This is a genomic window from Pseudomonas cremoricolorata, from assembly GCF_000759535.1.
Taxonomy (GTDB): domain Bacteria; phylum Pseudomonadota; class Gammaproteobacteria; order Pseudomonadales; family Pseudomonadaceae; genus Aquipseudomonas; species Aquipseudomonas cremoricolorata_A.
The window spans coordinates 1236318-1262295 of record NZ_CP009455.1 but is presented as its reverse complement, the minus strand read 5'-3'; the positions used below and the strand labels follow the sequence as shown (position 1 = coordinate 1262295).

The following is a 25978-nucleotide window of genomic DNA, read 5'->3' as shown; positions in this document are numbered from 1 at the left end:
CTCAGCTTTGGACGTCGGCGAACGACTGCAGGCCATCCGTAAGCTCAAGGGCCTGTCCCAGCGTGAACTGGCCAAGCGCGCAGGGGTGACCAACAGCACCATCTCGATGATCGAGAAGAACAGTGTCAGCCCCTCGATCAGCTCGCTGCGCAAGGTGCTAAGCGGCATCCCCATGTCGATGGTCGAGTTCTTTTCCGTGGAACTGGAAACCGAAGGCACCCCGCAAATCGTCTACAAGGCCGATGAACTCATCGACATCTCCGACGGCGCAGTGACCATGAAACTGGTCGGCAAGTCGCACCCCAACCGCGCCATCGCCTTTCTCAACGAGGTGTATCCGCCCGGCGCCGACACGGGGGTCGAGATGCTCACCCACGATGGCGAGGAAACCGGCATCCTCCTCGAAGGCCAGCTGGAGCTGGTGGTGGGCAACGAGACATTCATCCTCGAAGCCGGTGACAGCTACTACTTCGAAAGCACCCGCCCGCACCGTTTTCGCAACCCGTTCGACAAGCCCGCACGGCTGATCAGCGCGGCTACCCCCTCGAATTTTTGATCTGGCGCAGGCAAATGTGTCGGCAATACCCCTTTCCAATGTGGGGTCGTTCCGCCGCTCAGACCTTGTCGTTATACTTTTCGCCGCCCGCGTAAACCGTGGCCGTGGGCGTGATCAGCCACCATGAGGGTGTAAGCGTGAACCAGATCAACCAGTGGCTGGCCCTGCCAGCAGCTCTTTTCGCCCTGTGGGCGCTCAACGCCCAGGCAGCGACCGACGACGATATCGCCAAGCGCCTGGCACCGGTCGGCCAGGTGTGTATCCAGGGCCAGGAATGCAAGGGCATGGCGGTGGCCGTCAGCGCCAGTGGCGGGGCGGCGAAGAACATCGACGACGTCATCGCCAAGCATTGCAACGCCTGCCATGGCACTGGCCTGCTGGGGGCACCGAAAGTCGGTGACACGGCGGCCTGGAAAGAGCGCGCCGACCACCAGGGCGGCCTCGACGGTATCCTCGCCAAGGCCATCACCGGCATCAACGCCATGCCGCCCAAAGGCACCTGCGCCGACTGCTCCGACGACGACCTGAAACAGGCCATCAAGAAGATGTCCGGGCTGTAACCGCTTTATCCCGTTGCATGGCCCTGCCGCCGTGCAGCGATGCAGCAAAATCTCTCCGCCACCGGTCCAACGTCCGCACCCTCGGACGTTGACGGAGGCCACGATGGCCCGGCATTGCTCTCTCGATCAGGCGGTAGACCAGGTGCTGGCCCAGCTGCCGGCGCACATCCACATGGGCATGCCGCTGGGCCTGGGCAAGCCCAATGCCTTCGTCAATGCGCTGTACGCGCGTATCCGCGAACTGCCCGAACGCCGCCTGACCCTGTACACCGCACTGAGCCTCGGCCGCCCGCCGCTGGGCGACGGCTTGCAGCGACGCTTTCTCGAACCCTTCGTCGAACGGGTGTTCGCCGACTATGAAGAGCTGGACTACCTTGCCGACCTGCGCAACGACAGCCTGCCGCCGAACATCCGCGTCGAACAGTTCTTCATGCAGCCCGGCAGCCTGCTGCACAGCGCGGCGGCCCAGCAGGACTACGTCAGCAGCAACTACAGCCATGCCGCGCGCGACATCAACGCCAAGGGCCTGAACCTGATCGCTCAACTGGTGGCGGCGACCCCCGAGCGGCCCGGGCAACTGAGCTTGGCCTGCAACCCGGACATCACCCTCGACCTGCTACCGATGGTCGCGCGGCGCCGCGAAGCCGGCGAGACCATTCTCGTGCTCGGCCAGGTCCATGAAGAACTGCCTTACATGCCCGGCGATGCCGAACTTGGCGAGGCGCAGTTCGACCTGTTGATCGACACCCCCGAGCGGCGCCGGCTGTTTTCCACGCCGAACATGCCGGTGACCACCCAGGATCATTGCATCGGCCTGCACGTCAGTGCGCTGGTGCGCGATGGCGGTACTTTGCAGATCGGCATCGGCGCCATGGGCGACGCCGTGGCCTCGGCGCTGCTGGCCCGGCACCGCGACAACGCTGGCTATCGCAGCCTGCTCGCGGCGCTGGATCTGAGACCCTGGCAGGGTCTGGTAGCGGGCGAGGGCGGGCTGGATGTGTTCGAGCAGGGCCTGTACGGCTGCAGCGAGATGTTCGTCAACGGGCTGCTGGCGCTGGTCGAAGCCGGGGTCATTCGCCGCCCGGCCGACGAGCACGGGGTGCTGGTGCATGGCGGCTTCTTCCTCGGCCCACGCAGTTTCTATCAGCGCCTGCGCGAGATGCCGCTGGCGCAGCGCAGCCAGTTCGCCATGACCGCCATCAGCTATATCAACGAACTGTATGGCGATGAGCCGCGCAAGCGCCGCGAGCGCCAGGATGCGCGCTTCGTCAACACGGTGTTCGCCTGTACCGTGCTCGGCGCGGCGGTGGCCGACCAGCTGGAAGATGGCCGGGTGCTCAGCGGCGTCGGGGGGCAGTACAACTTCGTCGCCCAGGCCCATGCGCTGGAGGGCGCGCGCTCGATTTTGCTGCTGCGCAGCTGGCGTGAGGCGGCGGGCAAGGTCAGCTCGAACCTGTACTGGCAATATGGGCACTGCACCATTCCCCGGCACCTGCGCGACATCGTGGTGACCGAGTACGGCATCGCCGACCTGCGCGGGCAGAGCGACAGCGAAGTGATCGCCCGCCTGCTGGCAGTGTGCGATTCACGCTTCCAGCCCGAGCTGATGGCCCAGGCGAAAAAGGCCGGCAAGCTGGCCGAGGACTTCGAACTGGCGCCGCGCTTCACCGACAACTCACCCGAGCGCCTGGAAGCGCTACGCGCCGAACATCCAGCGTTCTTCCCCGAATACCCGCTGGGCAGCGACTTTACCGACGAAGAACGTGACCTGGTGCGTGCACTGGACTGGCTCAAGCGCAAGTTCAAGCTCAGCGAGGCGCTGGAGCTGGGCAAGGCCGCGCTGGAGGCCCCTGAGCCTGATGCCTACCCGCGGCACCTGCAGCGCATGCAACTGCAGTCGCCCGATGGGCTCAAGGAAGAGCTGTACCAGCGCCTGCTGTTGGCGGCGTTGCAGGCGACCGTTCGCAACGGGTGATCGGTGTCGGGCCAGCTCAGGCAATCGAGACAGCCTGGCGCAACCGTGCGGCCGCTGCGCTGCGGTTTGGCCGCAAGCAGGCCCAGCACCGATACAAAGACCTCAGATGAAGCTGACCACACCACCTTCCAGCGACTTGACCCGGGCCAGGGATTCGACCCGGTAGCCTTGGCTGTCCAGCTCGGCGCGGCCGCCCTGGAACGACTTCTCGATGACGATACCGATGCCGGCTACGGTTGCGCCGGCCTGCTTGATGATCGAGATCAGCGCTTGGGAAGCCTTGCCGTTGGCGAGGAAGTCATCGATCACCAGCACGCGGTCGCTGCTGCTCAGGTGGCGCGGCGAGATCGCCACGGTGTTTTCGGTCTGCTTGGTGAACGAGTACACCGAGGCGGTCAGCAGGTTCTCGGTCAGCGTCAGCGACTGGTGCTTGCGGGCGAAGATCACTGGCACGCCCAGGCGCAGGCCAGTCATCACCGCAGGGGCGATGCCGGAGGCCTCGATGGTGACGATCTTGGTGATGCCGGCATCGGCGAACAGGCGGGCGAACTCGTCACCGATCAACTGCATCAGCGCAGGGTCGATCTGGTGGTTGAGAAACGCATCGACCTTGAGAACCTGATCGGAAAGCACGATGCCTTCTTCGCGAATCTTCTGCTGCAGTGCTTGCACGGTGGTGTCCTCGATGTAACGAAAAGGGCGCCGGCCCACATGGCCGGTGCACAGTTGAAAGGGTAATGGCCGCTCAGCGTTTGAGCATGGCCCGGATATCGGCCAGCGCATTGTTGCCACGCGCTGCCTTGACTTCGACCGGCGCGTCGTCGAGGCCTTCCCAGGCCAGGTCGTCGGGCGGCAGTTCGTCGAGGAAGCGGCTCGGGGTGCAGTCGATGATTTCCCCGTACTGCTTGCGCTTGGCGGCGAAGGTGAACGCCAGGGTCTGCCGCGCCCGGGTGATGCCGACGTAGGCCAGGCGCCGCTCTTCCTCGATGGTGTCGGCCTCGATACTGGAGCGGTGCGGGAGGATTTCCTCTTCCATGCCCATGATGAACACGTAGGGAAATTCCAGGCCCTTGGAGGCGTGCAGGGTCATCAGCTGCACGCCTTCGGCGTTTTCTTCTTCTTCCTGTTGGCGCTCGAGCATGTCGCGCAGCACCAGCTTGCCGATGGCATCTTCGATGGTCATGTCACCCTCTTCGTCTTTTTCGAGGGTGTTCTTCAGTGCATCGATGAGGAACCACACGTTGCTGATGCGAAAATCCGCGGCCTTGTCGCTGGCGGTGTTCTGGCGAATCCAGTTCTCGTAGTCGATGTCGCGGACCATTTCGTGCAGGGCCGCGATCGGGTCGTCCAGGGCGACCTTGTGGCGCACGCCGTCGAGCCAGTGCTTGAAGCGTTGCAGGCGCTCGGTGTAGCGCGCATCGAGGTGCTCGCCCAGGCCCATTTCCTCGCTGGCGGCATACATCGATACGCCGCGCTCGGTGGCGTAGTTACCGAGTTTCTCCAGGGTGGTCGAGCCGATTTCCCGGCGCGGCACATTGATCACCCGCAGGTAGGCGTTGTCGTCGTCCGGGTTGACCAGCAGGCGCAGGTAGGCCATGAGGTCCTTGACTTCCTGGCGGCCGAAGAAGCTGTTGCCGCCCGACAGGCGATACGGCACCTGGTGGTGTTGCAGCTTCAACTCGATCAGCTTGGCCTGGTAGTTGCCCCGGTAGAGGATGGCGAAATCGCTGTACGGACGGTCGGTGCGCAGGTGCAGGGTGAGGATTTCCATGGCCACGCGTTCGGCCTCGGTGTCCTCGTTCTTGCAGCGGATCACGCGGATCTCGTCGCCCACCCCCATTTCGCTCCACAGTTGCTTTTCGAAGGCATGGGGGTTGTTGGCGATGAGCACGTTGGCGCAGCGCAGGATGCGGCTGGTGGAGCGGTAGTTCTGTTCGAGCATGACCACCTTGAGCGAAGGGTAGTCGTCCTTGAGCAGCATCAGGTTTTCCGGTCGCGCGCCGCGCCAGGCGTAGATCGACTGGTCGTCGTCACCGACCACGGTGAACTGGTTGCGCATGCCGATGAGCATCTTCACCAGCAGGTATTGGCTGGCGTTGGTGTCCTGGTATTCGTCCACCAACAGGTAGCGCACGCGGTTCTGCCAGCGCTCCAGCACATCGGCGTGCTCTTCGAACAGCTTGACCGGCAGCAGGATGAGGTCGTCGAAGTCCACCGCGTTGTACGCCTTGAGCGTGCGCTGGTAGTGGGTGTAGACGATGGCGGCGGTCTGCTCGCGCGGGTTGCGGGCTTTCTCCAGGGCTTCGGCGGGCAGGATCAGGTCGTTCTTCCACGAACCGATCATGTTCTTGACCTCGTCGAGGCCGTCGTCGCCGGAGTATTCCTTTTGCATGATGTCCGACAGCAAGGCCTTGATGTCGGTCTCGTCGAAGATCGAGAACCCCGGCTTGTACCCCAGCCGCGCGTGCTCCTTGCGGATGATGTTCAACCCCAGGTTGTGGAAGGTGCACACCGTCAGACCGCGGCCTTCACCGGGGCGCAGCAGGGTCGCGACACGCTCTTTCATCTCGCGCGCGGCCTTGTTGGTGAAGGTCATGGCGACGATGTACTGGGCGCGGATGCCGCAGTTCTGGATCAGGTGAGCAATCTTGCGTGTGATCACGCTGGTCTTGCCCGAGCCGGCACCGGCGAGCACCAGGAGAGGGCCGCCGACGTAATCGCAGGCTTCCTGTTGCCGGGGGTTGAGTCGGGACATGCGGGAAAACCGGGGGTGGCCAGAAAATAGCCGCGCATTCTATCAGGCCTGCAAGGCTTGTGGCGCGACCGTCCGCCGCGAAGTCCGAGGTAAATCACATTTGCCGAAGCAAGACGGTTGGCGCAGGATGCACGACAAAATGTGTCGTGCTATAAGGCACTTTGCCTCTATCCAGGTGAGAACCATTTCCACTTGTGGAGTAGCATACTGCCGTCCACTGCCATGGTCTTCATGCCTAAGGAGCCTGCGTGCCCACGCCTGCCCAACCCTTGCGTCTGCTGTTGCTGGCCGAAGACCCGGAATGGGCCGCGCAATTGCGCGAGTGCCTGCGAACGCTGGGTGGCTCGGCAGTATTGCTGACTGCGCCAAATTGGGAAGCCGTCGACAGTCTGTTTTGTGACGACCGTCAAGCTGTGGTGCTGGCCACCCCCGACTTGCAGCCGGCACCGGGGCGCTGCGCCTTGCCGACCATCCTGCTGCTCGACACTGAACCCACGGCTGCGCCGAGCGGGGTCAGCGACTGGCTGGTGCGGGGCCAGTTGAGCGACGATGCCTTGCGTCGTTCGCTTCGCCATGTCCGCGAGCGCGGTGTACTGGTGGCGACCCTGCAACGCTTGGCCGAGCAGGATCCGCTGACCGGGATCGCCAATCGCCAGGGTTTCCAGGCACTGCTCAGTGCCCGCCTGGCCCAGCACGACGGCCGCGGCGTGGCGCTGGGTCATCTGGATCTGGACAACTTCCGCCATGCCAACGACGCCCTCGGCCATCAGGGCGGCGACCGCCTGATTCTGCAAGTGGTGGCGCGCCTGCAACAGCAGCTGGAGGCGGGCGACCAACTGGCGCGTCTGGGCGGCGACGAATTCGCGCTGTTGATCGACACGCAGCGTGATCCCAGCCGCGCGCAGTGGGTCGCCGAGCGTATCACCGAGGCCTTGGCCGAGCCTTACTGGATCGACGGCGAGAGCCTGCTGCTCGGCTGCAGCCTTGGCCTGGCCCACGCCCGCGCCCAGGCCGGCGCCGATCCGTTGATGTGGCACGCACACATCGCCATGCGTCAGGCCAAGGCGGTGCAGGGCTGCACCTTCCATGTGTTCAATGAGCGCATCAACCGCAACGCGCGCAGCCTCGCCGACCTCGAAAGCGAGCTACGCCGGGCTTTGCGCCGTGACGAGCTGGAGCTGCATTACCAGCCGCGCCTGAGCCTGACCGACGGCCGCATCGTCGGCCTCGAAGCCCTGGTGCGCTGGCGCCACGCCGAACGTGGCCTGCTACCCCCCGGCGAGTTCGTACCGCTGGCCGAGCAAAGCGGCTTGATCGTGCCGCTGGGCTACTGGGTGATCTCCCGTGCCCTGCGTGACATGCAGTGGCTGAGCGAGCGTGGCGTGGCGCCGTTGCACATGGCGGTAAACCTGAGCTTTCGCCAGTTCCAGGACAGCCAGCTATTGCCGACCCTGAGCCGGCTGATCATCGAGCATGGCGTCGATGCCCGCTGGCTGGAGTTCGAGCTGACCGAAACTGCGGTAATGCGCCGCAACGAACAGGTGCGCCAGACCATGGACGCCCTGGGCCGGCTGGGCGTGCGTTTTTCCCTGGACGACTTCGGCACCGGTTTCTCGTCGTTCGTCCACCTCAACAGCCTGCCGATCACCTTGCTCAAGGTCGACCGTAGCTTCGTCGCCGGCATGGAGCAGCGTGAAGAGAACCGCAAGCTGGTGCACGCGATGATCAACCTGGCGCACAACCTCAACCTCGAGGTGGTCGCCGAAGGCGTCGAGAGCGCCGAGCAGCTGGGGCTGCTGCGCGGATTTGGCTGCGATCAGGTGCAGGGCTTTCTGGTCAGCCGGCCATTGCCGGTAGAGGCGCTGGTGGCCTACCTGCAAAGCGCTGCCAGTCCGGCCTTGCGCGAGCGCTGGTAGGCCGCCTCAGCGCGCCAGCTTCTGCCGCACGCGCCATTCGAAGCCTAAGGTCATGGCCACCGAGGCGCAGGCCAGGCCCAGCGCCAGGCCCCACCAGATGCCCGTTGCACCGACGCCGAGGGTGAAGGCCAACAGCCAGGCGCTGGGTGCGCCGACCAGCCAGTAGCAGAGCAGGCCGATGACGAAGGTGGTCTTGGCGTCCTTCAAGCCACGAATCGAGCCCATGGCGATGGTCTGCACGCCGTCGAACAGCTCGAACCAGGCCGCCACCAGCAGCAACGACACCGCCAACTGGAAGATCGCCGCGAAGGCCGGGTCGTTGCGGTCGATGAAAATGCCGACCAAGGCTTCCGGGCACAGCCAGAACAGCGCCGCGAACCCGAACATAAGCGCTGCGCCGAAGGTGATGCCGACGCGCCCGGCACTGCGCGCGGCAAGAATCTGCCCGGCGCCGAAGTACAGCCCCACGCGCATGGTCACCGCATAAGAAAGTCCGGTCGGTACCATGAACGCGGTCGAAACCAGCTGCAGGGCGACCTGATGCGCAGCCAGTTCGGTGCTGCCCAGCACGCCCATGCACAGCGCGGCGAAGGCGAACAGGCCGATTTCGACCATGTAGGTGCCGCCAATCGGCAGGCCCAGGCGCAGCAGTTCACGCAATGCGCCGAGCGAAGGCCGGCTCAGCCCTTTTCGCAGCGGATAGGCGTCGTAGATGCGGTGCCAGCGGATATACAGCGCCAAGGCCACGGCCATCCCCAGCGAGACCAGCGCGGTGACCAGGCCGATGCCCAGCAGGCCCAGTTTCGGCAGGCCCATCCAGCCTTCGATCAGCGCATGGTTGAACAGGTAGTTGAGCACGGTACCGATCAGGCTGATGACCATCACCGGAGTCGAATGGCCCAGGGCGCTGGTGAAACCGCGCAAGGCCATGAAGGTCAGGTAGCCGGGCAGGGCCAGCGGCAGCAGGGTCATGAACTGCATGGCGCCGTCGATGTTCTGCGCATCCTGGCCGAACAGCCGCAGCAACGGCGCGAGGTTCCACAAGGCGAGGGCGGCAAGCAGCGCCAAGCCCCAGGCCAGCCACAGGCCATTCTGCGCCAGGCGCGTGGCCCCGGCGATATCGCCCGCGCCCTTGCGGATCGCCACCAGGGTGCCGACCGCAGCGATGATGCCCAGGCACAGAATCGACACGAACGAATAGCTGGCCGCGCCCAGGCCACCGCCGGCCAGCGCCTGCGGGCTGATGCGCGCCATCATCAAGGTGTCGGTGAGCACCATCAGCATGTGCGCCAGCTGCGAGGCGATCAACGGCCCTGCCAGACGCAGCAGGGCCTTGAGTTCGGTGGTGGGCGCGACGTGCATGGGGGCAATCCTTCAAGGGCAGGACGCGAGTGTGCAGCTTTGCTCGGCGTTCTACAAAAGGATTAGCCAAGCGCAAGTGCTAGAGCGTCTCCAGACCAAGCATCTCGGCACACGCCTGCAACGAACGCCGTTCGCTCTGCGCGTATAGCTTCAGTTCGTCCTGCACGGTCATCTGCAAAGCGGCTTCGAACGCGTCGCGGTTGGCGTTGCTGCCGTATTCGGCATGGCTGTCGTCACCCAGGTTGGACTGGAAGATGCCTGCGGCGCTGACTGGCAGGAAATCCTCGTACACCAGCGCTTCGAAGTGCACATGTCCGGCGTCGATCAGCGCTGCCAGGGTGCGTGGGCGCTCGGGCTCTGCGCGTGCGGCCAGGCCTTTTTCCGTGGCGAAGTAGCGGAAGTACGCCAGGCCTTGTTCACGCATCTGCGCCAGATCATCGGGGAAGGCGGCGAAGGTCTCGGCGAGCAGGCTGCGGTAGCGCTCGGCATTGGCTTCGGCCGGCACCCCGCCGAGGGCGGCGCGGGTGGCGTCGAGGAGGGTGTCGTACAACTGGCGGCCCTTGGGCGTGAGCGCCGCGCCGCGCTGTTCGATTTCACCGAAGCGCGCGGTGTGGCTGCCCTCGCTGCCGTGCTGGCCGCGGAACGCCACGGTTTCCTGCAAGGCCTTGAAGCTGGTCTGGCGCAGCAGAATCGGATGACTGCGGGTGGGCGGACCCTCGACCACGGCTTTGGGCGGTATGCCTTTGCCCGGCATGCCTAGCTGGATGGCGTCGATGTCCAGGGTGCGCGGGGTCAGGTGATTGATGTGCGGGCCCTTGAACGCCACCACGTCGGCGATCAGCCGGTGCTGATCGTGCAACTGCTGGTACTGCTCGGCACTGACGGTGGCCTCGCGGTGCCAGCGGAAGGTATGCAGCGCCTCTTCGACGAAACGCTCGGCGTCGGCGGCGTTGAGGCCTCCGTCGCGTTCGCACTGCTCGATCAGTTGCAGCGCGCCGTCGGTAAAGATCCGCCGTTCGGCGAGAATGCCCTGGGCCAGCGCGCGCAGTTGCGGGTTGTCGATCAGTTCCAGGCGCAGCAGCGAGGTGAACACGCGGAACGGGCTGATGTGCAGCGATTGTTCGTGCACTGCGCGGAAGGCGGTGGAGTGCACCGGCACGCCCGCCGAGCTGAGGTCGTAGTAACCCACCGGCTGCATGCCCATGACCGCGAACAGCCGGGCGATGGTCGCCAGTTCCTCTGCCGTGCCGACGCGGATGGCGCCGTGGCGCTCCTGGTCGAGGCGCTCGAGCTCGCCGGTCCAGCGCAGTGCCTCGGCCACCTCGGGACGTTGCCCCAGCACCTGCTGGTTGATTTCGCTCACCAGCGCCAGCAGCGTGCCGTACAGCGGCACTTCCTGTTTGTACATGAGCGACATCGCCGCAGAGAACTGCGCGCGGATGCTGTCGGGGCTGACGAAATCGTGGGCGGGCATCGCAACCTTCCTGAGGAAATGAATACCCTTACATGAAAACTGGGAATGCACTTTGCCTACAAGCGAAAAAAAGTGCGTGAGTCATTCCTTTTCTGATCGACCTCAGGCGTGATGCCCGGCGGCCAACTGGGCCTGAATCCACGCCACCAGCGCCCGCACCTTGGGCACCTCGGCGGCGTGTTCGGCGAAGGCCAGGTAGTGCGCGCCGTTGCTGGCCATGGCGTGCTCCCAGGGAATCACCAGGCTGCCTTCGCGCAGTTCGCGCTCGGCCAGGTAGCGCGGCACCAGCGCTACGCCGCAGCCTGACTGCGCCGCGCTCAAGGCCATATAGAAGGTGTCGAAGCGCGGCCCCTGATAACTGTTGGCCGACTGCAAGCCTTGTTCGAGGAACCATTCGTGCCAGGCCTCGGGCCGCGAGGTACTTTGCAGCAGCACCCAATCGGCCAGCGCTTCGGCGCTCTCGAGCCGGCCGCCGTCGAGCAGCTCCGGCGCGCACACCGGCACCACCTGCTCGCGGAACAGCTCCACGCAGGTCGCCCCGGGCCAAGTGCCGCGGCCAAAGAAGAACACCACGTCTGCCGAGCCTTGCAGCAGCATGAACGGCTCCATCTCGTTGCGGATGTCGAGGTGGATGTTGGGGTGCTCGCGGCCAAAACCCTTGAGGTGCGGAATCAGCCAGCGCACGCCGAAGCTGGGCTGGGTCGCGACCTTGAGCACCTCGGTCTGTTGACCGTAGGTCAGCACGTAGCGGCTGGACATGTCGATCTGGATCAGAATCTTGTTCACTTCTGCCAGGTACAGGCTGCCGGCCGGGGTCAGTTGCAGACGCCGGCGGATGCGCAGGAACAAGTGGTGATGGAGCATTTCCTCGAGCTGCGCCACCTGCTTGCTCACCGCGCTCTGGGTCAGGTGCAACTCTTCGGCGGCTCGGGTGAAACTCAGATGACGGGCTGCGGCCTCGAAGCACTGCAGGGCGGTCATGGTCGGCGCCAGGCGTTTGGACATAAGGTTCTCGACGGTAGGTGGCATTCCCCGGCGGAATGATAAGCGGAATAAAGGTCGTTTGTTGCCCCGCAGCCATCGGATTAATACTGATCCACAGCATTTTTCAACCCGTTTACCGATGTAGGAGAAGCACAATGGTCGCTGCATTGCTCGAGCGCCTGGGCGTCGCCGCCCAGGACCACACCCAGGGTGATTACCCGGTCCACACGCCGATCGACGGCAGCCAGATCGCCGCGGTGACGCTGCTCGGCAAGGCCGCCACCACGGCCAGCATCGATCAGGCCCACAGCGCCTTCGAAACCTGGCGCAGCGTACCGGCACCGCGCCGTGGCGAGCTGGTGCGTCTGTTCGGTGAGGTGCTGCGTGCACACAAGGCCGAGCTTGGCGAGCTGGTTTCGATCGAAGCCGGCAAGATCACCCAGGAAGGCCTGGGCGAAGTGCAGGAAATGATCGACATCTGCGACTTCGCCGTGGGCCTGTCGCGTCAGCTGTACGGCCTGACCATCGCCTCCGAGCGCCCCGGCCACCACATGCGCGAAAGCTGGCATCCACTGGGCGTGGTCGGAGTGATCAGCGCCTTCAACTTCCCGGTGGCGGTGTGGGCGTGGAACACCACGCTGGCGCTGGTGGCCGGCAACGCGGTGGTGTGGAAACCGTCGGAAAAAACCCCGCTGACCGCCCTGGCCTGCCAGGCGCTGTTCGAAAAAGCCCTGAAGGCCTTTGGCGACGCGCCGCAGGGCCTGGCGCAACTGGTGATTGGCGGTCGTGAAGCCGGTGAGGCACTGGTCGACGACCCCCGCGTGGCCCTGGTCAGCGCCACCGGCAGCACGCGCATGGGCCGTGAAGTCGGCCCGCGGGTGGCCGCACGCTTTGGTCGCAGCATCCTCGAGCTGGGCGGCAACAACGCGATGATCCTGGCGCCGAGCGCTGATCTGGACCTCGCGGTGCGTGGCATCCTGTTCTCGGCGGTCGGCACCGCAGGCCAGCGCTGCACCACCCTGCGCCGGTTGATCGTCCATCGCTCGATCAAGGACGATGTGGTCGCCCGGGTCAAAGCCGCCTACGCCAAGGTGCGCATCGGTGACCCGCGCCAGGACAACCTGGTCGGCCCGCTGATCGACAAGCAGTCGTTCGACGCCATGCAAGGCGCGCTAGCCAAGGCCCGCGACGAAGGTGGGCAAGTGTTCGGTGGTGAGCGTCAACTGGCCGAGCAGTTCCCCAACGCCTACTACGTCTCGCCCGCCATCGCCGAGATGCCGGCGCAGAGCGACGTGGTGCGCCACGAGACCTTCGCGCCGATCCTCTACGTGCTGGCCTATGACGACTTCGAAGAGGCCTTGCGCCTGAACAACGAAGTGCCGCAGGGGCTGTCGTCGTGCATCTTCACCACCGACGTGCGTGAGGCCGAGCGCTTCCAGAGCGCTTCGGGCAGTGACTGCGGTATCGCCAACGTCAACATCGGCACCAGCGGCGCCGAGATCGGCGGGGCGTTCGGTGGCGAGAAGGAAACCGGCGGTGGCCGTGAGTCGGGCTCCGATGCCTGGAAAGGCTACATGCGCCGCCAGACCAACACCGTCAACTACTCGCGCGAGCTGCCGCTGGCGCAGGGCATCGTCTTCGACTGATCGCTCCGGCGGGGCATTGCGTCCCCGCCATACAGGCCCCTGTTGCACCGGCGCTAGTCTGAGCGCGGTGGGGCAGGGGCCTGCACGATTGACCCGCTATAAGAACAACAGTGCTGGAGCCGGCCATGTCCGAATTGCGTCAAGAATGTCTGTGGGAATTCGTCACCAAACCGACCGCTACCGCCCAGGCCCTGGCCGGGGAGCATAAAACGGACGTGTGCGTGATTGGCGGCGGTATCACCGGCCTGGTGGCCGCCATCCACCTGCTCGAGCAAGGCCGTTCGGTCGTGCTGCTGGAGGCGCACGGCATCGGGCATGGCGGCTCGGGACGCAACGTCGGCCTGGTCAATGCCGGCACCTGGATTCGTCCCGACGATGTTGAAAGCACCCTCGGCGCAAAGCACGGTGGGCGGCTCAATACCGTGCTGGGCGAGGCGCCGGCGCAGGTGTTCGCGCTGATCGAGCGTCTGGGCATCGATTGCCAGGCGCAGCATAAAGGCACCCTGCACATGGCCCACAACGCCACAGGTATCGCCGACCTGCAGGCGCGCCACGAGCAGTGGCGTCGGCGTGGCGCGCAGGTCGAGTTGCTTACCGGGGCGCGCTGCGAGGAGTACTGCGGCACCCGGCAAATTGCCGCCGCGCTGCTCGATCACCGCGCCGGCACTATCAACCCGATGGGCTACACCCAGGGCCTGGCGGCAGCGGTGCTACGCCTGGGCGGGCGGGTGTTCCAGCAGTCGGCAGTGACTGGCCTGGCGCGCAGTGCTGACGGCTGGCGCGTCAGCACCGCCCGTGGCGCTGTGCAGGCCGGGCAGGTAGTGATTTCCACCGGCGCCTACACCGAGGGCGACTGGACCACGCTGAGCAAACAGTTCTTCCGCGGTTACTACTACCAGGTGGCCTCCAAGCCGTTGCAGGGTGCTGCTGCCGAGCGCGTGCTGCCCCACGGCCAGGGCTCGTGGGACACGCGCACGGTGCTCAGCAGCATTCGCCGTGACGATCAGGGCCGCCTGCTGCTGGGCAGCCTGGGGCGGGTCGACAACAAGCCGGCCTGGTTCATCCGCCGCTGGGCCGACCGTATCCAGCAGCACTACTACCCCGAGCTGGGCAAGGTCGACTGGGACATGCACTGGACCGGCTGCATCGACTTCACCCCCGACCACCTGATGCGCCTGTTCGAGCCTGCCCCCGGGCTGGTGTCTGTGACCGGCTACAACGGGCGCGGCAACACCACCGGCACGGTGGTCGGCCAGGCCCTAGCGCAGTTCCTCAACGGCGGCACGGTCGACGCCTTGCCGATTCCCTTCAGCCCCGAACAGCCGGTGCGTGCGCCGGCACTGCGTACTGCGTTCTATGAATCGGGGTTTTCGCTGTATCACGCGGGGCAGTGTTTGCGGGTGGTGTTGTAGGAAAACGTTGGGCTGTCCGCGGGTGAACCGCAGTGGCGGATCGCCTGCTCCAACATGGGGACAATCGATCAGCCAGCCCACACACATATGGATATTCCTTAAAGGTATTTAAATAATTATTTTTATGCCTTTATAGTCAGTCCCACTGCGTACCTGCCGACCAATCGGCGCGCCGCACGAACTTGAACCCACACGGGCAACCCCCGTGCGTTTGTGATCGATGCGCGCCCTTGGGTCGCGCACTGCGTGGGAGTGAAACATGTCAGCCGCCATCAGTGCCGTGCCGTTCGGGCACAGTACCGCAGCACAAGCCTTTCAGATCGTACCCCTGGATGGGGCCGTCGGCGCAGAGGTCATTGGCCTCGACCTGGCCCGGCCAGTGAGTGATGACGATTTCCGCCGCATCCACCGGGCCCACCTCGATCACCATGTGCTGGTGTTCAGAGACCAGCGCATCACACCCGAGCAGCACATCGCCTTCAGCCGACGCTTCGGCACCTTGCAGATTCATGTGCTCGAACAGTTTCTGCTCGAACACCATCCGGAAATCCTCATCGTTTCCAACATCGTCGAAAACGGCCGCAACCTCGGCCTGGGCGATGCCGGCAAGTTCTGGCATTCCGACCTTTCGTACAAGGAGCTGCCGAGCCTCGGCTCGATGCTGCATGCCCAGGAATTGCCCAGCGAAGGCGGCGACACCCTGTTCGCCGACATGCACCGGGCCTGGGACGCAGTGCCCAGCGAGCTGCGCCGCATCATCAAGGGCCGCGACGCGGCGCATTCCTACACCGCGCGCTATGCCGAGACCAAGTTCGAGGGCAACTGGCGCCCGACGCTGTCCGCCGAGCAGTTGGCGCAGGTCAAGGAAGTGATTCACCCGGTGGTGCGTATCCACCCGGAGAACGGTCGCCAGGCGCTGTTCGTCAGCGAGGGCTTCACCACCCGCATCGTCGGCCTGCCGGAAGACGAAAGCCGCGACGTGCTGCAGCAGTTGTATGCGCTGAGCGTGCTGGACGACAACGTCTACCGCCATCGGTGGCAGCCCCACGACCTGGTGTTCTGGGACAACCGCTCGCTGATCCACCTGGCCGCCGGCTGCCCGCCGCACCTGCGCCGCAAGCTGTACCGCACCACTATCCAGGGCGATGCCCCGTTCTGACTTTCAAGGAAAATTCATTATGCGTAGAACCCTAAGCCGCCTGACGGCCAGCATCGGCCTGGGCGTCAGCCTGGTCGTCGGCAGCCTGGCTGCTCCCGCCGTGGCCCAGGCCGAAGGCAAGATTCGCATCGCCGAGCAGTTCGGCATCGTCTACTTGCTGCTCAACGTGGTGCGTGACCAGCAACTGATCGAGAAGTACGGCAAAGAGCAGGGCATCGAGATCGAAGTGGACTGGGCGCAGCTCTCGGGCGGCGCGGCGATCAACGATGCCTTGCTGTCTGGCTCGGTGGACATCGCCGGTGCCGGCATCGGGCCGCTGCTGACCGTGTGGGACCGCACCTACGGACGGCAGAACGTCAAGGCCGTGGCCTCGCTTGGTAACTTCCCCACCTACCTGCTGAGCAGCAACCCCAACGTCAAGACCATCGCTGACTTCAGCGCCAAGGATCGCATCGCCGTGCCGGCGGTGGGCGTGTCGGTGCAGTCGCGCTTCCTGCAATACGCTGCCGCCAAGCAGTGGGGCGACAAGGAATACAACCGCCTCGACAAGTACACCCTGGCCGTGCCGCACCCCGATGCCACCGCCGCCCTGCTGGCCGGCGGCACCGAGTTGAACGGGCATTTCTCCAACCCACCCTTCCAGGAGCAGGCACTGGCCAACAAGGACGTGCACGTCGTGCTCAACAGCTACGACCTGCTCGGGCCCAATTCGCCGACCCTGCTGTTCGCCACGGAAAAATTCCGCAACGACAACCCCAAGACCTACAAGGCCTTCCTCCAGGCCCTGGCCGAGGCGGCGAGCTTTGCGCAGAACGACAAGGCCGCCGCTGCCGACACCTACATCCGCGTGACCAAGGCCAAGATCGACCGCGACGCGCTGATTCGCCTGATCGACAACCCGCAGTACGAATTCACCATCACCCCGAAGAATACCTACCCCCTGGCCGAATTCCTGTACCGGGTCGGCGCCATCAAGCACAAGCCCGAGTCGTGGAAGGACTACTTCTTCCAGGACGAGCAGCCACTGCAAGGGAGCTGAACCGCCATGAACGCGCCGTTGCCAGGTCACGCGGCCAGCACCCTGAGCCGCAATCCACAGGCTGCACCGCTGTTGGCGGTGGACCACCTGAGCCTTGAATACCGCAGCGCCCAGCACGTGGTGCGGGCCACTCACCAGGTCAGTTTCGAGGTCGACCAGGCCGACCGTTTCGTCCTGCTCGGCCCTTCAGGCTGCGGCAAGTCGAGCCTGCTCAAGGCTGTGGCCGGGTTTCTCGCCCCGCAGGAGGGGCAGATTCTGCTGCAGGGCGTGCCGGTGCGCGGGCCAGGACCGGACCGCATCGTGGTGTTCCAGGAGTTCGACCAACTGCCGCCGTGGAAAACGGTGAAACAGAACGTCATGTTTCCCTTGCTGGTGTCTGGCCAGCTCCCGCGCAAAGAGGCCGAACAGCGGGCCCTGCACTACCTCGACAAAGTGGGTCTGGCCGCCTTCGCTGAGGCCTACCCGCACACGCTGTCGGGTGGCATGAAGGCGCGGGTGGCGATCGCCCGGGCGCTGGCCACGCAGCCGAAGATTCTGCTGATGGACGAGCCGTTCGCCGCCCTCGACGCCCTGACCCGCCGCAAGATGCAGGAAGAACTGCTGCTGCTGTGGGAAGAAGTGCGCTTCACCCTGCTGTTCGTGACCCATTCCATCGAGGAGGCGCTGGTGGTGGGCAACCGCATTCTGTTGCTTTCGCCCCATCCGGGCCGCGTGCGCGCCGAGGTGCACAGCCATCAGTACGACCAGGGCAGCCTCGGTGGTGCCGAGCTCCAGGCCAGCGCGCGGCGCATCCATCGCTTGCTGTTCGATGAAGGCGACAGCCCGGCGCCGGCCACCGAGCTGGGCTTCAACGACATTCGCATTGCCTACTGACAGGAGCGACGCCATGACCACCACGCCTGTCCGACAGGAATTCGAGCACGTCCTGCAACCCTTGCAGAGCGTGCCACTGGAACGCCGTCTACCACTGACCCAGCGCCTGTGGCAGCACGGCTGGCTGCGCAAGGCGCTGATCCTCGCCGTGCTTGCGGTGCTCTGGGAAGCGCTGGCGCGTTACACCGACAACGACCTGCTGCTGCCCAGCTTCCTGCAAACCGCCAGCGCCTTCGCCGACGGCATGCTCAGTGGCGAACTGCCGGCCAAGGTCGCGGTGTCGCTGGTGGTGCTGCTCAAGGGTTATGTGATCGGCATCGTCCTGGCCTTCGCCCTCACCAGCCTGGCGGTGTCGACGCAACTGGGCCGCGACCTGCTCGGCAGTCTGACCTCGATGTTCAACCCGCTACCGGCCATCGCCCTGTTGCCGCTGGCGCTGCTGTGGTTCGGCCTGGGTGACAACAGCTTGATCTTCGTTCTCGTGCATTCGGTGCTGTGGGCCCTGGCGCTGAACACCTATGCCGGGTTTCTGGGGGTGTCCGAGACGTTGCGCATGGCCGGGCGCAACTATGGCCTGCGCGGTCTGCGCCTGGTGCTGCACATTCTGGTGCCGGCAGCGCTGCCCTCGATTCTGTCGGGGCTGAAGATTGGCTGGGCCTTCGCCTGGCGCACGCTGATCGCCGCCGAGCTGGTGTTCGGCGCCAGCAGTGGCAAGGGCGGACTGGGCTGGTACATCTTCCAGAACCGCAACGAGCTGTACACCGACAAGGTGTTTGCCGGCCTGGCCGTGGTGATCATCATTGGCCTGCTGGTCGAAGGGCTGGTGTTCAATACCCTCGAACGCCTGACCGTACGGCGTTGGGGCATGCAGCGCTGAGGGGCGTCAGCCTGGCGCGCAAGGCTCGATAAGCGGGGCGTCAGGGGAGGTAGCGCGCGGCGGCGCTGCTCAGGGTGTGGGCGATCTCTTCACGCAGTGACAGGGGCTGCTCGACCAGCAAACCGACGCCCTGGCTCAGCAGCCACCAGCGCAGCGGCAGGCTATCGCTGACCGTGGCACGCAAGCGGTGGCCCTGGTCCAGGGCGGTCAACTGCATGTCGGCACTCAGCGGCGCTTCGCGCAACTGCCGCGCCAGACCATCGCTGATCAACGCCTGCAACTCCAGACCAGCGCCAGGACTCGCCTGTAAACCGTCGGCGCGCAGGTAACCTTGCAGATCGAAGCTGCCCCGCAGCTCGCCGCCAGCCGTGGCCGACCAGTGCCAGCCGAACGGAATGCTCTTGTCGTTGCGCTCGATCGGGAAGATCAGCGACAGTTCGTTGAGGTCGCGTTCCACTGTCCGCTTGCTGACGCTGAATCCGACATCGCGCAGGCTCCATACCAGCTCTGCGCTGGTGGTTCCCGGCGAGCGACTGGGTAGTTGACGCAACAGCGCCCATTGGCGACTGAGGGTGGCGCGGGTAGTGGCAAACGGCAAATTAAAACGTCCTTGTCTAGGCTTGCCGACATAGCATGGCGGCAGCGGGAAGGCATGGCAATTAGCCACGTGTCGGTGAGATCAAGGAACCCGCATTTGGTTGCCTGAAACCGGATCGTTCGCGACAGGTTTTGTCGTGAGGTCGCGCAAGAATCATCGGGCTATCGCGGCCGAGGTCGCGGTTGCGGTCTGTTCAATGGGGATGAACATGGCGACTGCCAGCAATATCCATTCACTGCTAGAGCGCGTGCTGCCGCTTGCCGTCAGTCCGGCGCCGGCACGCTTCGGCCGTCGCCAACGGCTGTTCAACGGGGTCGGTCTGCCCAGCTCGGACGGTGGTACTACGTTGATCGAGCGTCTGGAGCTGGCTGAGCACCCCCATGCCCTGTACGCCGAGCTGCGCCTGCGCGCCTTGCAAGGTCAGCCGGCGGCGCTCAACGACCTCGGCTGGATCTGGCTCAATGGCCGTTACTGGCGGGCCGATCCGCTGTTGGCCGGGCACCTGCTGCGCATGGCGGCGCAGCAGGGCAGTGCTACCGCCTGGTACAACCTCGGTCAGCAGTACTACTTCGGCAAAGGCGTAGAGATCTCCTACGCCAGCGCCGCCGGCTACTACCGGCAGGCGTTCGAGCGCGGCATGGGGCATGCCGCGGCGGCGTTAGGCGACCTTTACGAAGAAGAGGTGTGCGACGGCGAGCAGGAGTGGAACGTCGATTCGCAGCTGGCTTACCAGTGGTTTCTGCGCGGCGCCGAGCAGGGTGAAGCACGTTGTCGCTTCGAGGTGGGGTATCGCCTGCTGTACGGTTTGCACATCGAGGCCGATGCCCGTGGCGCCCTGCATTGGCTGGAGCTGGCCAGCGCCGCCGGGGTGGTTCAGGCCGCCGAAGAACTGGAACTGCACTTTCGCCAGCACCATGCGGCACGTGCCCGCCACTGGCGCGAGCATGCCCTTGAACTTGGCAGCGATCACCCCGGTCGTACCCGCAACGACGACCAACTGAGCTCCTGAACGCCGACCGCGTGGGCCCGTGTCGATTTATCGTCACGGGCGCCGCCGGGCACCTGGCTGTTGACGACGGGGGGGAGGAGGGGCGTAACATTGATAGTTAGCAAACTATGAATTTATCGATCTCTCCCATGACCCTCGAGACCCTGCACTTGAAAATCAGCAGCGGTATGGTGGTTGCCGCTCGCCACTGGCGGCGGCTGTGCCACGCTGCGCTCACCGGCTATGGCATTTCCGAAGCCTGTGCCGTGCCGCTGCTGATGATCGTGCGCCTGGGCGATGGCGTACATCAGGTGGCGGTTGCCCAGGCGGCTGGTCTGGAAGGCCCCTCGCTGGTGCGCCTGCTCGATCAGCTGTGCAAGGCCGGTCTGGTCTGCCGCAGTGCCGATCCCCATGATCGCCGCGCCAAAGCCCTGAGCCTGACCGCGCAAGGGCGTGTTCTGGCCGAATCCATCGAAAACGAACTGGTGCGCCTGCGCCATGAGGTGCTGGAAGGCATCGATCAGGCTGATCTGGAAGCGACCCTGCGCGTCATTCGTGCCTTCGAGGCGGCGGGAGGCCCGGCATGAAGGGCTTTTTCAGCTCGGTGCCACCGGCCCGCGACTGGTTCTATGGCGTGCGCACCTTCGCCGCCTCGATGATCGCCCTGTACATCGCCTTGTGGATGCAACTGCCGCGCCCTTACTGGGCGATGGCCACGGTGTACATCGTCTCCAGCCCCTTCGTCGGCCCCACCAGTTCCAAAGCCCTCTACCGCGCCCTCGGCACCTTGCTCGGCGCAGGGGGTGCGGTGTTGCTGGTGCCGCCACTGGTGCAGTCGCCGCTGCTGCTGAGCGTGGCGGTGGCGCTGTGGACCGGCACCTTGCTGTACCTGTCGCTGAACCTGCGCACGGCCAACAACTACGTGCTGATGCTGGCCGGCTACACCCTGCCGATGATCGCCCTGGCGGTGGTCGACAACCCGACAGCGGTGTTCGATGTGGCGTCATCACGGGCCCAGGAAATCTGCCTGGGCATCGTCTGCGCAGCGGTGGTCGGGGCGATCTTCTGGCCACGGCGGCTGGCACCGGTGGTGGTTGGCGCCAGTGGCAACTGGTTCGCCGAAGCCGCGCGTTATTGCGAACACTACCTGGCGCGCACGGCCACTGGCGAGCAAGTCGCCAGCATGCGCGCGACCATGGTCACTACCTTCAACAGCCTGGAGGTGATGATCGGCCAGCTCGGCCACGAGGGGGTAGGGCGTCAGACCCTGAAGAACCTGCGCGAACTGCGCGGCCGTATGATCCACCTGCTGCCGGTGATCGACGCCCTCGACGATGCCCTGCTGGCGCTGGAAGGCCGCGCGCCGGCGCGCTTCGCTGAGCTGCAGCCGCTGTTGCAGGAAGCCCGTGACTGGCTGCAGCGGAGCACAGAGCGCCCCGACAGCCCCGGCTGGCAGGCCCTGCGTAGCCGCCTCACTGCCCTGCAACCGGATGCCGGCACGCTTGCCGAGCGCGAACGCCTGTTGCTGTCCAACGCCCTCTACCGCCTGCGCGAATGGATCGACCTCTGGCAAGACTGCTGGACCTTGCAACACGCCTTGCGCAACGACGACGCCAGCCCCTGGCGCGCCGTGTACCGGCACTGGCGGCTGGGCCGGCTGACGCCGTTCTTCGACCGTGGGCTGATGTTCTACTCGGTGTTTTCCACAGTGACGGCGATCATCGTCGCCTGCGCTTTGTGGATTCTGCTGGGCTGGCACGACGGCGGCAGTGCGGTGATTCTCGCTGCGGTGGCGTGCAGTTTCTTCGCTGCCATGGACGACCCGGCGCCGCAGATCTACCGGTTCTTTTTCTGGACCCTGATGTCGGTGATCTTCTCCAGCCTGTACCTGTTCTTGGTGCTGCCGAACCTGCACGACTTCCCCATGCTGGTGCTGGCCTTCGCGGTACCGTTCATTTGCGTCGGCACCCTTACGGTGCAGCCGCGGTTCTTCCTCGGCACCTTGCTGACCATCGTCAACACCGCCACCTTCATCAGCATTCAGGGTGCCTACGACGCCGATTTCTTCACCTTCATCAACGCCAACCTGGCCGGCCCGGTGGGGTTGTTGTTCGCCTTCATCTGGACCTTGCTGCTGCGCCCGTTCGGCGTCGAGCTGGCAGCCAAGCGCATGACCCGCTTCACCTGGCGCGACATCGTCGAGATGAGCGCCCCTGCGCCGCTGGCCGAGCAGCGCAAGGTCGGTGTGCAGATGCTCGACCGCCTCATGCAACACCTGCCGCGGCTGTCACAGACCGGCCAGGACAGTGGCGTGGCGCTGCGCGACGTGCGCGTCGGGCTCAACCTGCTCGACCTGCATGCGTACCTGCCACGGGTGGGGGCCGAGGCCGGCCAGCACCTGCAAACGGTGATCGACGAAGTGGGCGGGCACTACGCCAATTGTCTGCGCGCAGGCGAGCGACTGCCAGCGCCGCCGCTGCTGCTGCGCAACATGGAGCGCGCCCGCCGCGCGCTGGTGGCCGACAGCGGGGACGACCGTGGCGAGGCCCGCACGCACCTGCTGCACGCCCTGAGCGGCCTGCGCCTGGCGCTGTTGCCGGGGGTGGAGGTGATGCTCGAACCGAGCGAACAACTGCAATTGCCCGCAGGGCTTGATGGAGCGCCATTGTGATTGGTGATGTGGATGTCAGCGGGGTGTTCCTGCCCACGCTGCTGGTGATGATGGTGTTCACCTACGTGCTGTTTCTAGGACTGCACGCGGTGCTGGTGCGCGTGCATTTCTACCGTCTGGTCTGGCACCGGGCGCTGTTCAACGTTGCCTTGTATGCCGTGCTGCTGAGCGCGGTCGACCATTTTTGCCGAAGCCTGATGCTGCCATGAAAAAACCTATGTTGACCCTGGGCCGTGTGGTCCTGACCCTGTTGGTGGTGAGCTTCGCCGTCGTGCTGGTATGGCAGATGGTGGGCTACTACCTGTTCGCCCCCTGGACCCGCGACGGCCATATCCGCGCCGACGTGATCCAGATCGCCCCCGACGTCTCAGGCCTGATCCAGCACGTCGAGGTGCGTGACAACCAGGTCATCAAGCGTGGTGATGTGCTGTTCACCATCGACCAGGACCGCTTCCGCCTGGCGCTGCGCCAGGCCCAGGCGACCCTCGCCGAGCGCCAGGAAACCTTGGCCCAGGCGGCGCGGGAAACCCGCCGCAATCGCAAGCTGGGCAACCTGGTGGCGGCCGAGCAACTGGAAGAAAGCCAGTCCCGCGAAGCCCGCGCCCGTTCGGCGATGAACGAAGCCCAGGTGGCGGTCGATTCGGCGCAGCTCAACCTCGACCGCTCGGTGGTGCGCAGCCCGGTGGATGGGTATCTGAACGACCGCGCGCCGCGCAATCACGAGTTCGTCACCGCAGGCCGTCCGGTGCTGGCCGTGGTCGACAGCGCCTCGTATCACGTCGATGGCTACTTCGAGGAAACCAAACTTGGCGGCATTCATATCGGTGATGCCGTGGATATCCGCGTGATGGGCGATGACACCCCACTGCGCGGCCGTGTACAGAGCTTCGCCGCCGGCATCGAAGACCGCGACCGCAGCAGCGGCGCCAACCTGCTGCCCAACGTCAACCCGGCGTTCAGCTGGGTTCGCCTGGCCCAGCGGATTCCGGTGCGCATTGCCTTCGATGAAGTGCCGGCGGACTTCCGCATGATCGCCGGGCGCACCGCCACGGTATCGATCATCGAGGGGCAGCGGCCATGAAGCGCGCACTCGTATTGGGTCTGGCCCTGGCCGTAGCCGGCTGTTCGACGGTCGGCCCGGACTACCATGTCCCTGCTGAGGCCGCGGTACAGCGCAGCGACCTCAATGGCGCATTGCGTCAGGATGCGAGCAGCGTGGTGTCGGCGCCGGTTCCGCAGGATTGGTGGCGGCTGTATCAGGACCCGCGCCTGGACGCCCTGGTGCGCCAGGCGCTGGCCGCCAACACCGAGCTGCGCGTGGCTGCTGCGAACATCGCCAAGGCCCGCGCGCAGGTTGAGGTCGCTGAGAGCCAGGGTGGTTTTCAGGGTGGGGTGAAGGTCGGTGCGCAGCGGTTGCAGGAATCGGGCGAGGCATTCTTGAAACCCGACAAAGTGCCGGTGGCCAACGTCGGCGAGGCCATCGCCAGCGTCTCCTACCAGTTCGACCTGTGGGGCACGCTCAAGCGCGGTACTGAGGCAGCCCAGGCCAATGCCGATGCGGTACAGGCCGCCGCCGACACCGCGCGCATCACCCTGGTGGCCGATGTGGTCAAGGCCTACACCCAGGTGTGCTCGGCCAACGAGGAATACCACATCGCCCGTGAGTCGCTGGACTTGCAGGAACAAAGCGTGCAGCTCAACCAGCGCCTGCGCGATGCCGGCCGTGGCGATGAAACCCAAGTGACCCGCTCGCAGACCCAGTTCAAATCCCTAGGCGCCGAGCTGCCGCGCTTCAAGGCCGAGCGCGAGACCGGCCTGTACACCTTGGCTGCGTTGTTGGCCAAACCTGTCGATCAGCTTCCTTCGGGGGTGGCTGACTGCGCCGAGCTGCCGCAGCTGACGCAATTGATTCCGGTCGGTGATGGCGCAGCCCTGCTCAAACGCCGCCCGGACGTGCGCCAGGCCGAACGGCAACTGGCCGCCGCCACCGCCAACATCGGCGTGGCCATCGGCGCGCTGTACCCGGATATCAGCATCGGCGCGCAGATCGGCACCATCGGCATCGTCGACAACCTCGGCAAACCGGCTACCAACCGCTGGGGCTTCGGCCCACAGATCAGCTGGAACATCCCCACCAATGGCACCCGCGCCCGCATCCGCGAGGCCGAAGCCTCGACCCAGGCCGCACTGGCGCATTTCGACGGCGTGGTGCTCAACGCCGTGCGCGAAACCCAGACCCGTCTGGCCCAGTACAGCGCGCTGCTGGAACGCCGCGACGCGCTGGTCGACGCCGAACGCTCAGCCAAGGACGCCGCCGACCAGACTCATCGGTTCTACCAGGCGGGCAGAGAGTCGTTCCTCGCCGACCTGCAAGCGACCCGCACCTACACCGACATGCGCGCGCAACTGGCGGCGGCGAACAGTCAGGTGGCGATGGGGCAGGTGGGGGTGTTTTTGGCATTGGGTGGGGGGTGGCGGTAGGGATGGAGCGTCGGCCACTCGCGTTCTCATCGAAATGAGCCGCCCTGTAGGACCTTTCCGAACCTGAAACCAAATGCTTCAGATGTTCTGTGCGGTCGAATTATCCTACGGCGCTTATCGAACACCGCTGACTGTTCAGTCGGCCTCCTTGGGAATATTTTCCGTCAGTCGTCGTGCAAGACGACCGGGCGTGAGACCCCGAGGTGTACAGGCACCGCTTTATGGCGGTTGTGTGCGGGCAGGCTTACGCCTGGCCGGGTTGCCTACGCCCCGGGTCTCACCCCGCACACGACTGCCACCCATTCCGTGAGACGAGGAGGAGGCAGTGCTGACCAATCGTAGGAACCTCGCCATGAAAAAGCTCGTCCCCGACCCGCCACTTTCGCCAGCATCCTCCATTTCTCTGCCCACGCACCTCAGCGCCCGCGAAGCGCTGGTCTGTGCCGACACGCTGCTCAAGGATATCTACCAGACCACCGAGGCTTACCAGCGCACGCAGCCTGGTGAACCGCTCGATGCCGTACTGGACTCGGCGGTGATCGCCGCCACGTTGATCCTCCACGCGCTGGACCGGCTGGAACACCGCCCCGCTGGCCCCCCACGCTGATTTGTGACGCCTGCGCCAGCCGGCCATAATGCCTGCCCGCTCCCG

At 65.2% G+C, this 25978-nt stretch carries 23 protein-coding genes; 17 read left to right on the top strand and 6 right to left on the bottom strand.

From position 1 onward, the window contains the following. Window positions 1-7 precede the first annotated feature (7 nt). From LK03_RS05380 to LK03_RS05370, 3 genes are all read left to right on the top strand, one after another. Window positions 8-556, top strand: a complete 549-nt coding sequence (locus LK03_RS05380; RefSeq protein ID WP_038411405.1) for a cupin domain-containing protein — start codon at window positions 8-10, stop codon at window positions 554-556. Between the two features lie 137 nt (window positions 557-693). Then, window positions 694-1116 carry a c-type cytochrome gene (locus tag LK03_RS05375; RefSeq protein ID WP_038411404.1) on the top strand — a complete coding sequence of 141 codons (423 nt, stop codon included), beginning with the start codon at window positions 694-696 and terminating at the stop codon, window positions 1114-1116. A gap of 103 nt (window positions 1117-1219) precedes the next feature. Then, on the top strand, window positions 1220-3091 hold the full coding sequence (locus tag LK03_RS05370; RefSeq protein ID WP_038411403.1) for an acetyl-CoA hydrolase/transferase C-terminal domain-containing protein: 1872 nt from the start codon (window positions 1220-1222) through the stop codon (window positions 3089-3091). Window positions 3092-3193: 102 nt separating this feature from the next. Here LK03_RS05370 and LK03_RS05365 read toward each other — a convergent pair whose 3' ends face one another. Then, entirely contained in the window at window positions 3194-3763 is a 570-nt protein-coding gene (locus tag LK03_RS05365; protein ID WP_028693196.1) for a xanthine phosphoribosyltransferase, read from the bottom strand. 73 nt (window positions 3764-3836) lie between these two features. Continuing rightward, window positions 3837-5846: a DNA helicase Rep gene (gene rep, locus LK03_RS05360; protein ID WP_038411402.1), complete on the bottom strand. Its 2010-nt coding sequence runs from the start codon at window positions 5844-5846 to the stop codon at window positions 3837-3839. A 248-nt stretch (window positions 5847-6094) separates the two neighbouring features. On the opposite strand from rep, the gene LK03_RS05355 reads away from it, so the two are divergent. Beyond that, entirely contained in the window at window positions 6095-7762 is a 1668-nt protein-coding gene (locus LK03_RS05355) for a putative bifunctional diguanylate cyclase/phosphodiesterase (protein WP_038411401.1), read from the top strand. A gap of 6 nt (window positions 7763-7768) precedes the next feature. On the opposite strand, the gene LK03_RS05350 is transcribed toward LK03_RS05355, so the two are convergent. The 3 genes from LK03_RS05350 to gcvA form a co-directional block, all read right to left on the bottom strand. Beyond that, window positions 7769-9124, bottom strand: coding sequence for a NorM family multidrug efflux MATE transporter (locus LK03_RS05350; RefSeq protein ID WP_038411400.1), 1356 nt, complete (start codon window positions 9122-9124; stop codon window positions 7769-7771). Between the two features lie 79 nt (window positions 9125-9203). After that, window positions 9204-10598: a 2-oxoadipate dioxygenase/decarboxylase HglS gene (gene hglS / locus LK03_RS05345; protein WP_038411399.1), complete on the bottom strand. Its 1395-nt coding sequence runs from the start codon at window positions 10596-10598 to the stop codon at window positions 9204-9206. Between the two features lie 102 nt (window positions 10599-10700). After that, window positions 10701-11603, bottom strand: a complete 903-nt coding sequence (gene gcvA, locus LK03_RS05340) for a transcriptional regulator GcvA (protein WP_038411398.1) — start codon at window positions 11601-11603, stop codon at window positions 10701-10703. A 134-nt stretch (window positions 11604-11737) separates the two neighbouring features. Between gcvA and amaB the strand changes: the two genes are divergently transcribed. From amaB to LK03_RS05310, 6 genes are all read left to right on the top strand, one after another. After that, window positions 11738-13228, top strand: coding sequence for an L-piperidine-6-carboxylate dehydrogenase (gene amaB / locus LK03_RS05335; RefSeq protein WP_038411397.1), 1491 nt, complete (start codon window positions 11738-11740; stop codon window positions 13226-13228). A gap of 125 nt (window positions 13229-13353) precedes the next feature. Further along, window positions 13354-14640, top strand: coding sequence for an L-pipecolate oxidase (gene amaA / locus LK03_RS05330; RefSeq protein WP_038411396.1), 1287 nt, complete (start codon window positions 13354-13356; stop codon window positions 14638-14640). Between the two features lie 259 nt (window positions 14641-14899). After that, on the top strand, window positions 14900-15799 hold the full coding sequence (locus LK03_RS05325; RefSeq protein ID WP_038411395.1) for a TauD/TfdA dioxygenase family protein: 900 nt from the start codon (window positions 14900-14902) through the stop codon (window positions 15797-15799). Between the two features lie 19 nt (window positions 15800-15818). After that, window positions 15819-16838 carry an ABC transporter substrate-binding protein gene (locus LK03_RS05320; RefSeq protein ID WP_038411394.1) on the top strand — a complete coding sequence of 340 codons (1020 nt, stop codon included), beginning with the start codon at window positions 15819-15821 and terminating at the stop codon, window positions 16836-16838. A gap of 6 nt (window positions 16839-16844) precedes the next feature. Continuing rightward, the gene (locus tag LK03_RS05315; RefSeq protein ID WP_038411393.1) at window positions 16845-17711 is read left to right on the top strand and encodes an ABC transporter ATP-binding protein; all 867 of its coding nucleotides are present in this window, start codon (window positions 16845-16847) and stop codon (window positions 17709-17711) included. A 13-nt stretch (window positions 17712-17724) separates the two neighbouring features. Then, complete coding sequence (locus LK03_RS05310; RefSeq protein ID WP_038411392.1) at window positions 17725-18588, top strand: ABC transporter permease; 864 nt, start codon at window positions 17725-17727, stop codon at window positions 18586-18588. A gap of 40 nt (window positions 18589-18628) precedes the next feature. Here the strand turns inward: LK03_RS05310 and LK03_RS05305 are convergent, their stop codons facing one another. Beyond that, a complete protein-coding gene (locus LK03_RS05305; RefSeq protein WP_038411391.1) occupies window positions 18629-19186 on the bottom strand; it encodes a WYL domain-containing protein in 558 nt (185 codons plus the stop codon). A gap of 208 nt (window positions 19187-19394) precedes the next feature. Between LK03_RS05305 and LK03_RS05300 the strand changes: the two genes are divergently transcribed. The 7 genes from LK03_RS05300 (at window position 19395) to LK03_RS05270 (ending at window position 25933) form a co-directional block, all read left to right on the top strand. After that, on the top strand, window positions 19395-20195 hold the full coding sequence (locus LK03_RS05300; RefSeq protein ID WP_038411390.1) for a tetratricopeptide repeat protein: 801 nt from the start codon (window positions 19395-19397) through the stop codon (window positions 20193-20195). 128 nt (window positions 20196-20323) lie between these two features. Then, window positions 20324-20761: a MarR family winged helix-turn-helix transcriptional regulator gene (locus tag LK03_RS05295; RefSeq protein WP_038411389.1), complete on the top strand. Its 438-nt coding sequence runs from the start codon at window positions 20324-20326 to the stop codon at window positions 20759-20761. Further along, on the top strand, window positions 20758-22845 hold the full coding sequence (locus LK03_RS05290; protein WP_038411388.1) for an FUSC family protein: 2088 nt from the start codon (window positions 20758-20760) through the stop codon (window positions 22843-22845). The genes LK03_RS05295 and LK03_RS05290 overlap by 4 nt, the downstream gene beginning before the upstream one ends. Further along, on the top strand, window positions 22842-23054 hold the full coding sequence (locus LK03_RS05285) for a DUF1656 domain-containing protein (protein ID WP_028693214.1): 213 nt from the start codon (window positions 22842-22844) through the stop codon (window positions 23052-23054). The genes LK03_RS05290 and LK03_RS05285 overlap by 4 nt, the downstream gene beginning before the upstream one ends. Then, window positions 23051-23926 (top strand): efflux RND transporter periplasmic adaptor subunit, encoded by an 876-nt coding sequence (locus LK03_RS05280; RefSeq protein ID WP_038411387.1) that lies wholly within the window; start codon window positions 23051-23053, stop codon window positions 23924-23926. Before LK03_RS05285 ends, LK03_RS05280 begins: the two co-directional genes overlap by 4 nt. Then, on the top strand, window positions 23923-25326 hold the full coding sequence (locus tag LK03_RS05275) for an efflux transporter outer membrane subunit (RefSeq protein WP_038411386.1): 1404 nt from the start codon (window positions 23923-23925) through the stop codon (window positions 25324-25326). The genes LK03_RS05280 and LK03_RS05275 overlap by 4 nt, the downstream gene beginning before the upstream one ends. 352 nt (window positions 25327-25678) lie before the next feature. Continuing rightward, window positions 25679-25933: a hypothetical protein gene (locus LK03_RS05270; protein ID WP_038411385.1), complete on the top strand. Its 255-nt coding sequence runs from the start codon at window positions 25679-25681 to the stop codon at window positions 25931-25933. Window positions 25934-25978 lie beyond the last annotated feature (45 nt).

Bases quoted from the DNA above. Each gene is read 5' to 3' on its own strand.
- LK03_RS05320 (WP_038411394.1), top strand. From the start codon at position 15,819: ATGCGTAGAACCCTAAGCCGCCTGACGGCCAGCATCGGCCTGGGCGTC.
- LK03_RS05370 (WP_038411403.1), top strand. From the start codon at position 1,220: ATGGCCCGGCATTGCTCTCTCGATCAGGCGGTAGACCAGGTGCTGGCC.
- LK03_RS05290 (WP_038411388.1), top strand. From the start codon at position 20,758: ATGAAGGGCTTTTTCAGCTCGGTGCCACCGGCCCGCGACTGGTTCTAT.
- LK03_RS05300 (WP_038411390.1), top strand. From the start codon at position 19,395: ATGGCGACTGCCAGCAATATCCATTCACTGCTAGAGCGCGTGCTGCCG.
- LK03_RS05315 (WP_038411393.1), top strand. From the start codon at position 16,845: ATGAACGCGCCGTTGCCAGGTCACGCGGCCAGCACCCTGAGCCGCAAT.
- LK03_RS05270 (WP_038411385.1), top strand. From the start codon at position 25,679: ATGAAAAAGCTCGTCCCCGACCCGCCACTTTCGCCAGCATCCTCCATT.
- LK03_RS05310 (WP_038411392.1), top strand. From the start codon at position 17,725: ATGACCACCACGCCTGTCCGACAGGAATTCGAGCACGTCCTGCAACCC.
- amaA (WP_038411396.1), top strand. From the start codon at position 13,354: ATGTCCGAATTGCGTCAAGAATGTCTGTGGGAATTCGTCACCAAACCG.
- LK03_RS05350 (WP_038411400.1), bottom strand. From the start codon at position 9,124: ATGCACGTCGCGCCCACCACCGAACTCAAGGCCCTGCTGCGTCTGGCA.
- LK03_RS05280 (WP_038411387.1), top strand. From the start codon at position 23,051: ATGAAAAAACCTATGTTGACCCTGGGCCGTGTGGTCCTGACCCTGTTG.
- gcvA (WP_038411398.1), bottom strand. From the start codon at position 11,603: ATGTCCAAACGCCTGGCGCCGACCATGACCGCCCTGCAGTGCTTCGAG.
- hglS (WP_038411399.1), bottom strand. From the start codon at position 10,598: ATGCCCGCCCACGATTTCGTCAGCCCCGACAGCATCCGCGCGCAGTTC.
- rep (WP_038411402.1), bottom strand. From the start codon at position 5,846: ATGTCCCGACTCAACCCCCGGCAACAGGAAGCCTGCGATTACGTCGGC.
- LK03_RS05325 (WP_038411395.1), top strand. From the start codon at position 14,900: ATGTCAGCCGCCATCAGTGCCGTGCCGTTCGGGCACAGTACCGCAGCA.
- LK03_RS05275 (WP_038411386.1), top strand. From the start codon at position 23,923: ATGAAGCGCGCACTCGTATTGGGTCTGGCCCTGGCCGTAGCCGGCTGT.
- amaB (WP_038411397.1), top strand. From the start codon at position 11,738: ATGGTCGCTGCATTGCTCGAGCGCCTGGGCGTCGCCGCCCAGGACCAC.
- LK03_RS05295 (WP_038411389.1), top strand. From the start codon at position 20,324: ATGACCCTCGAGACCCTGCACTTGAAAATCAGCAGCGGTATGGTGGTT.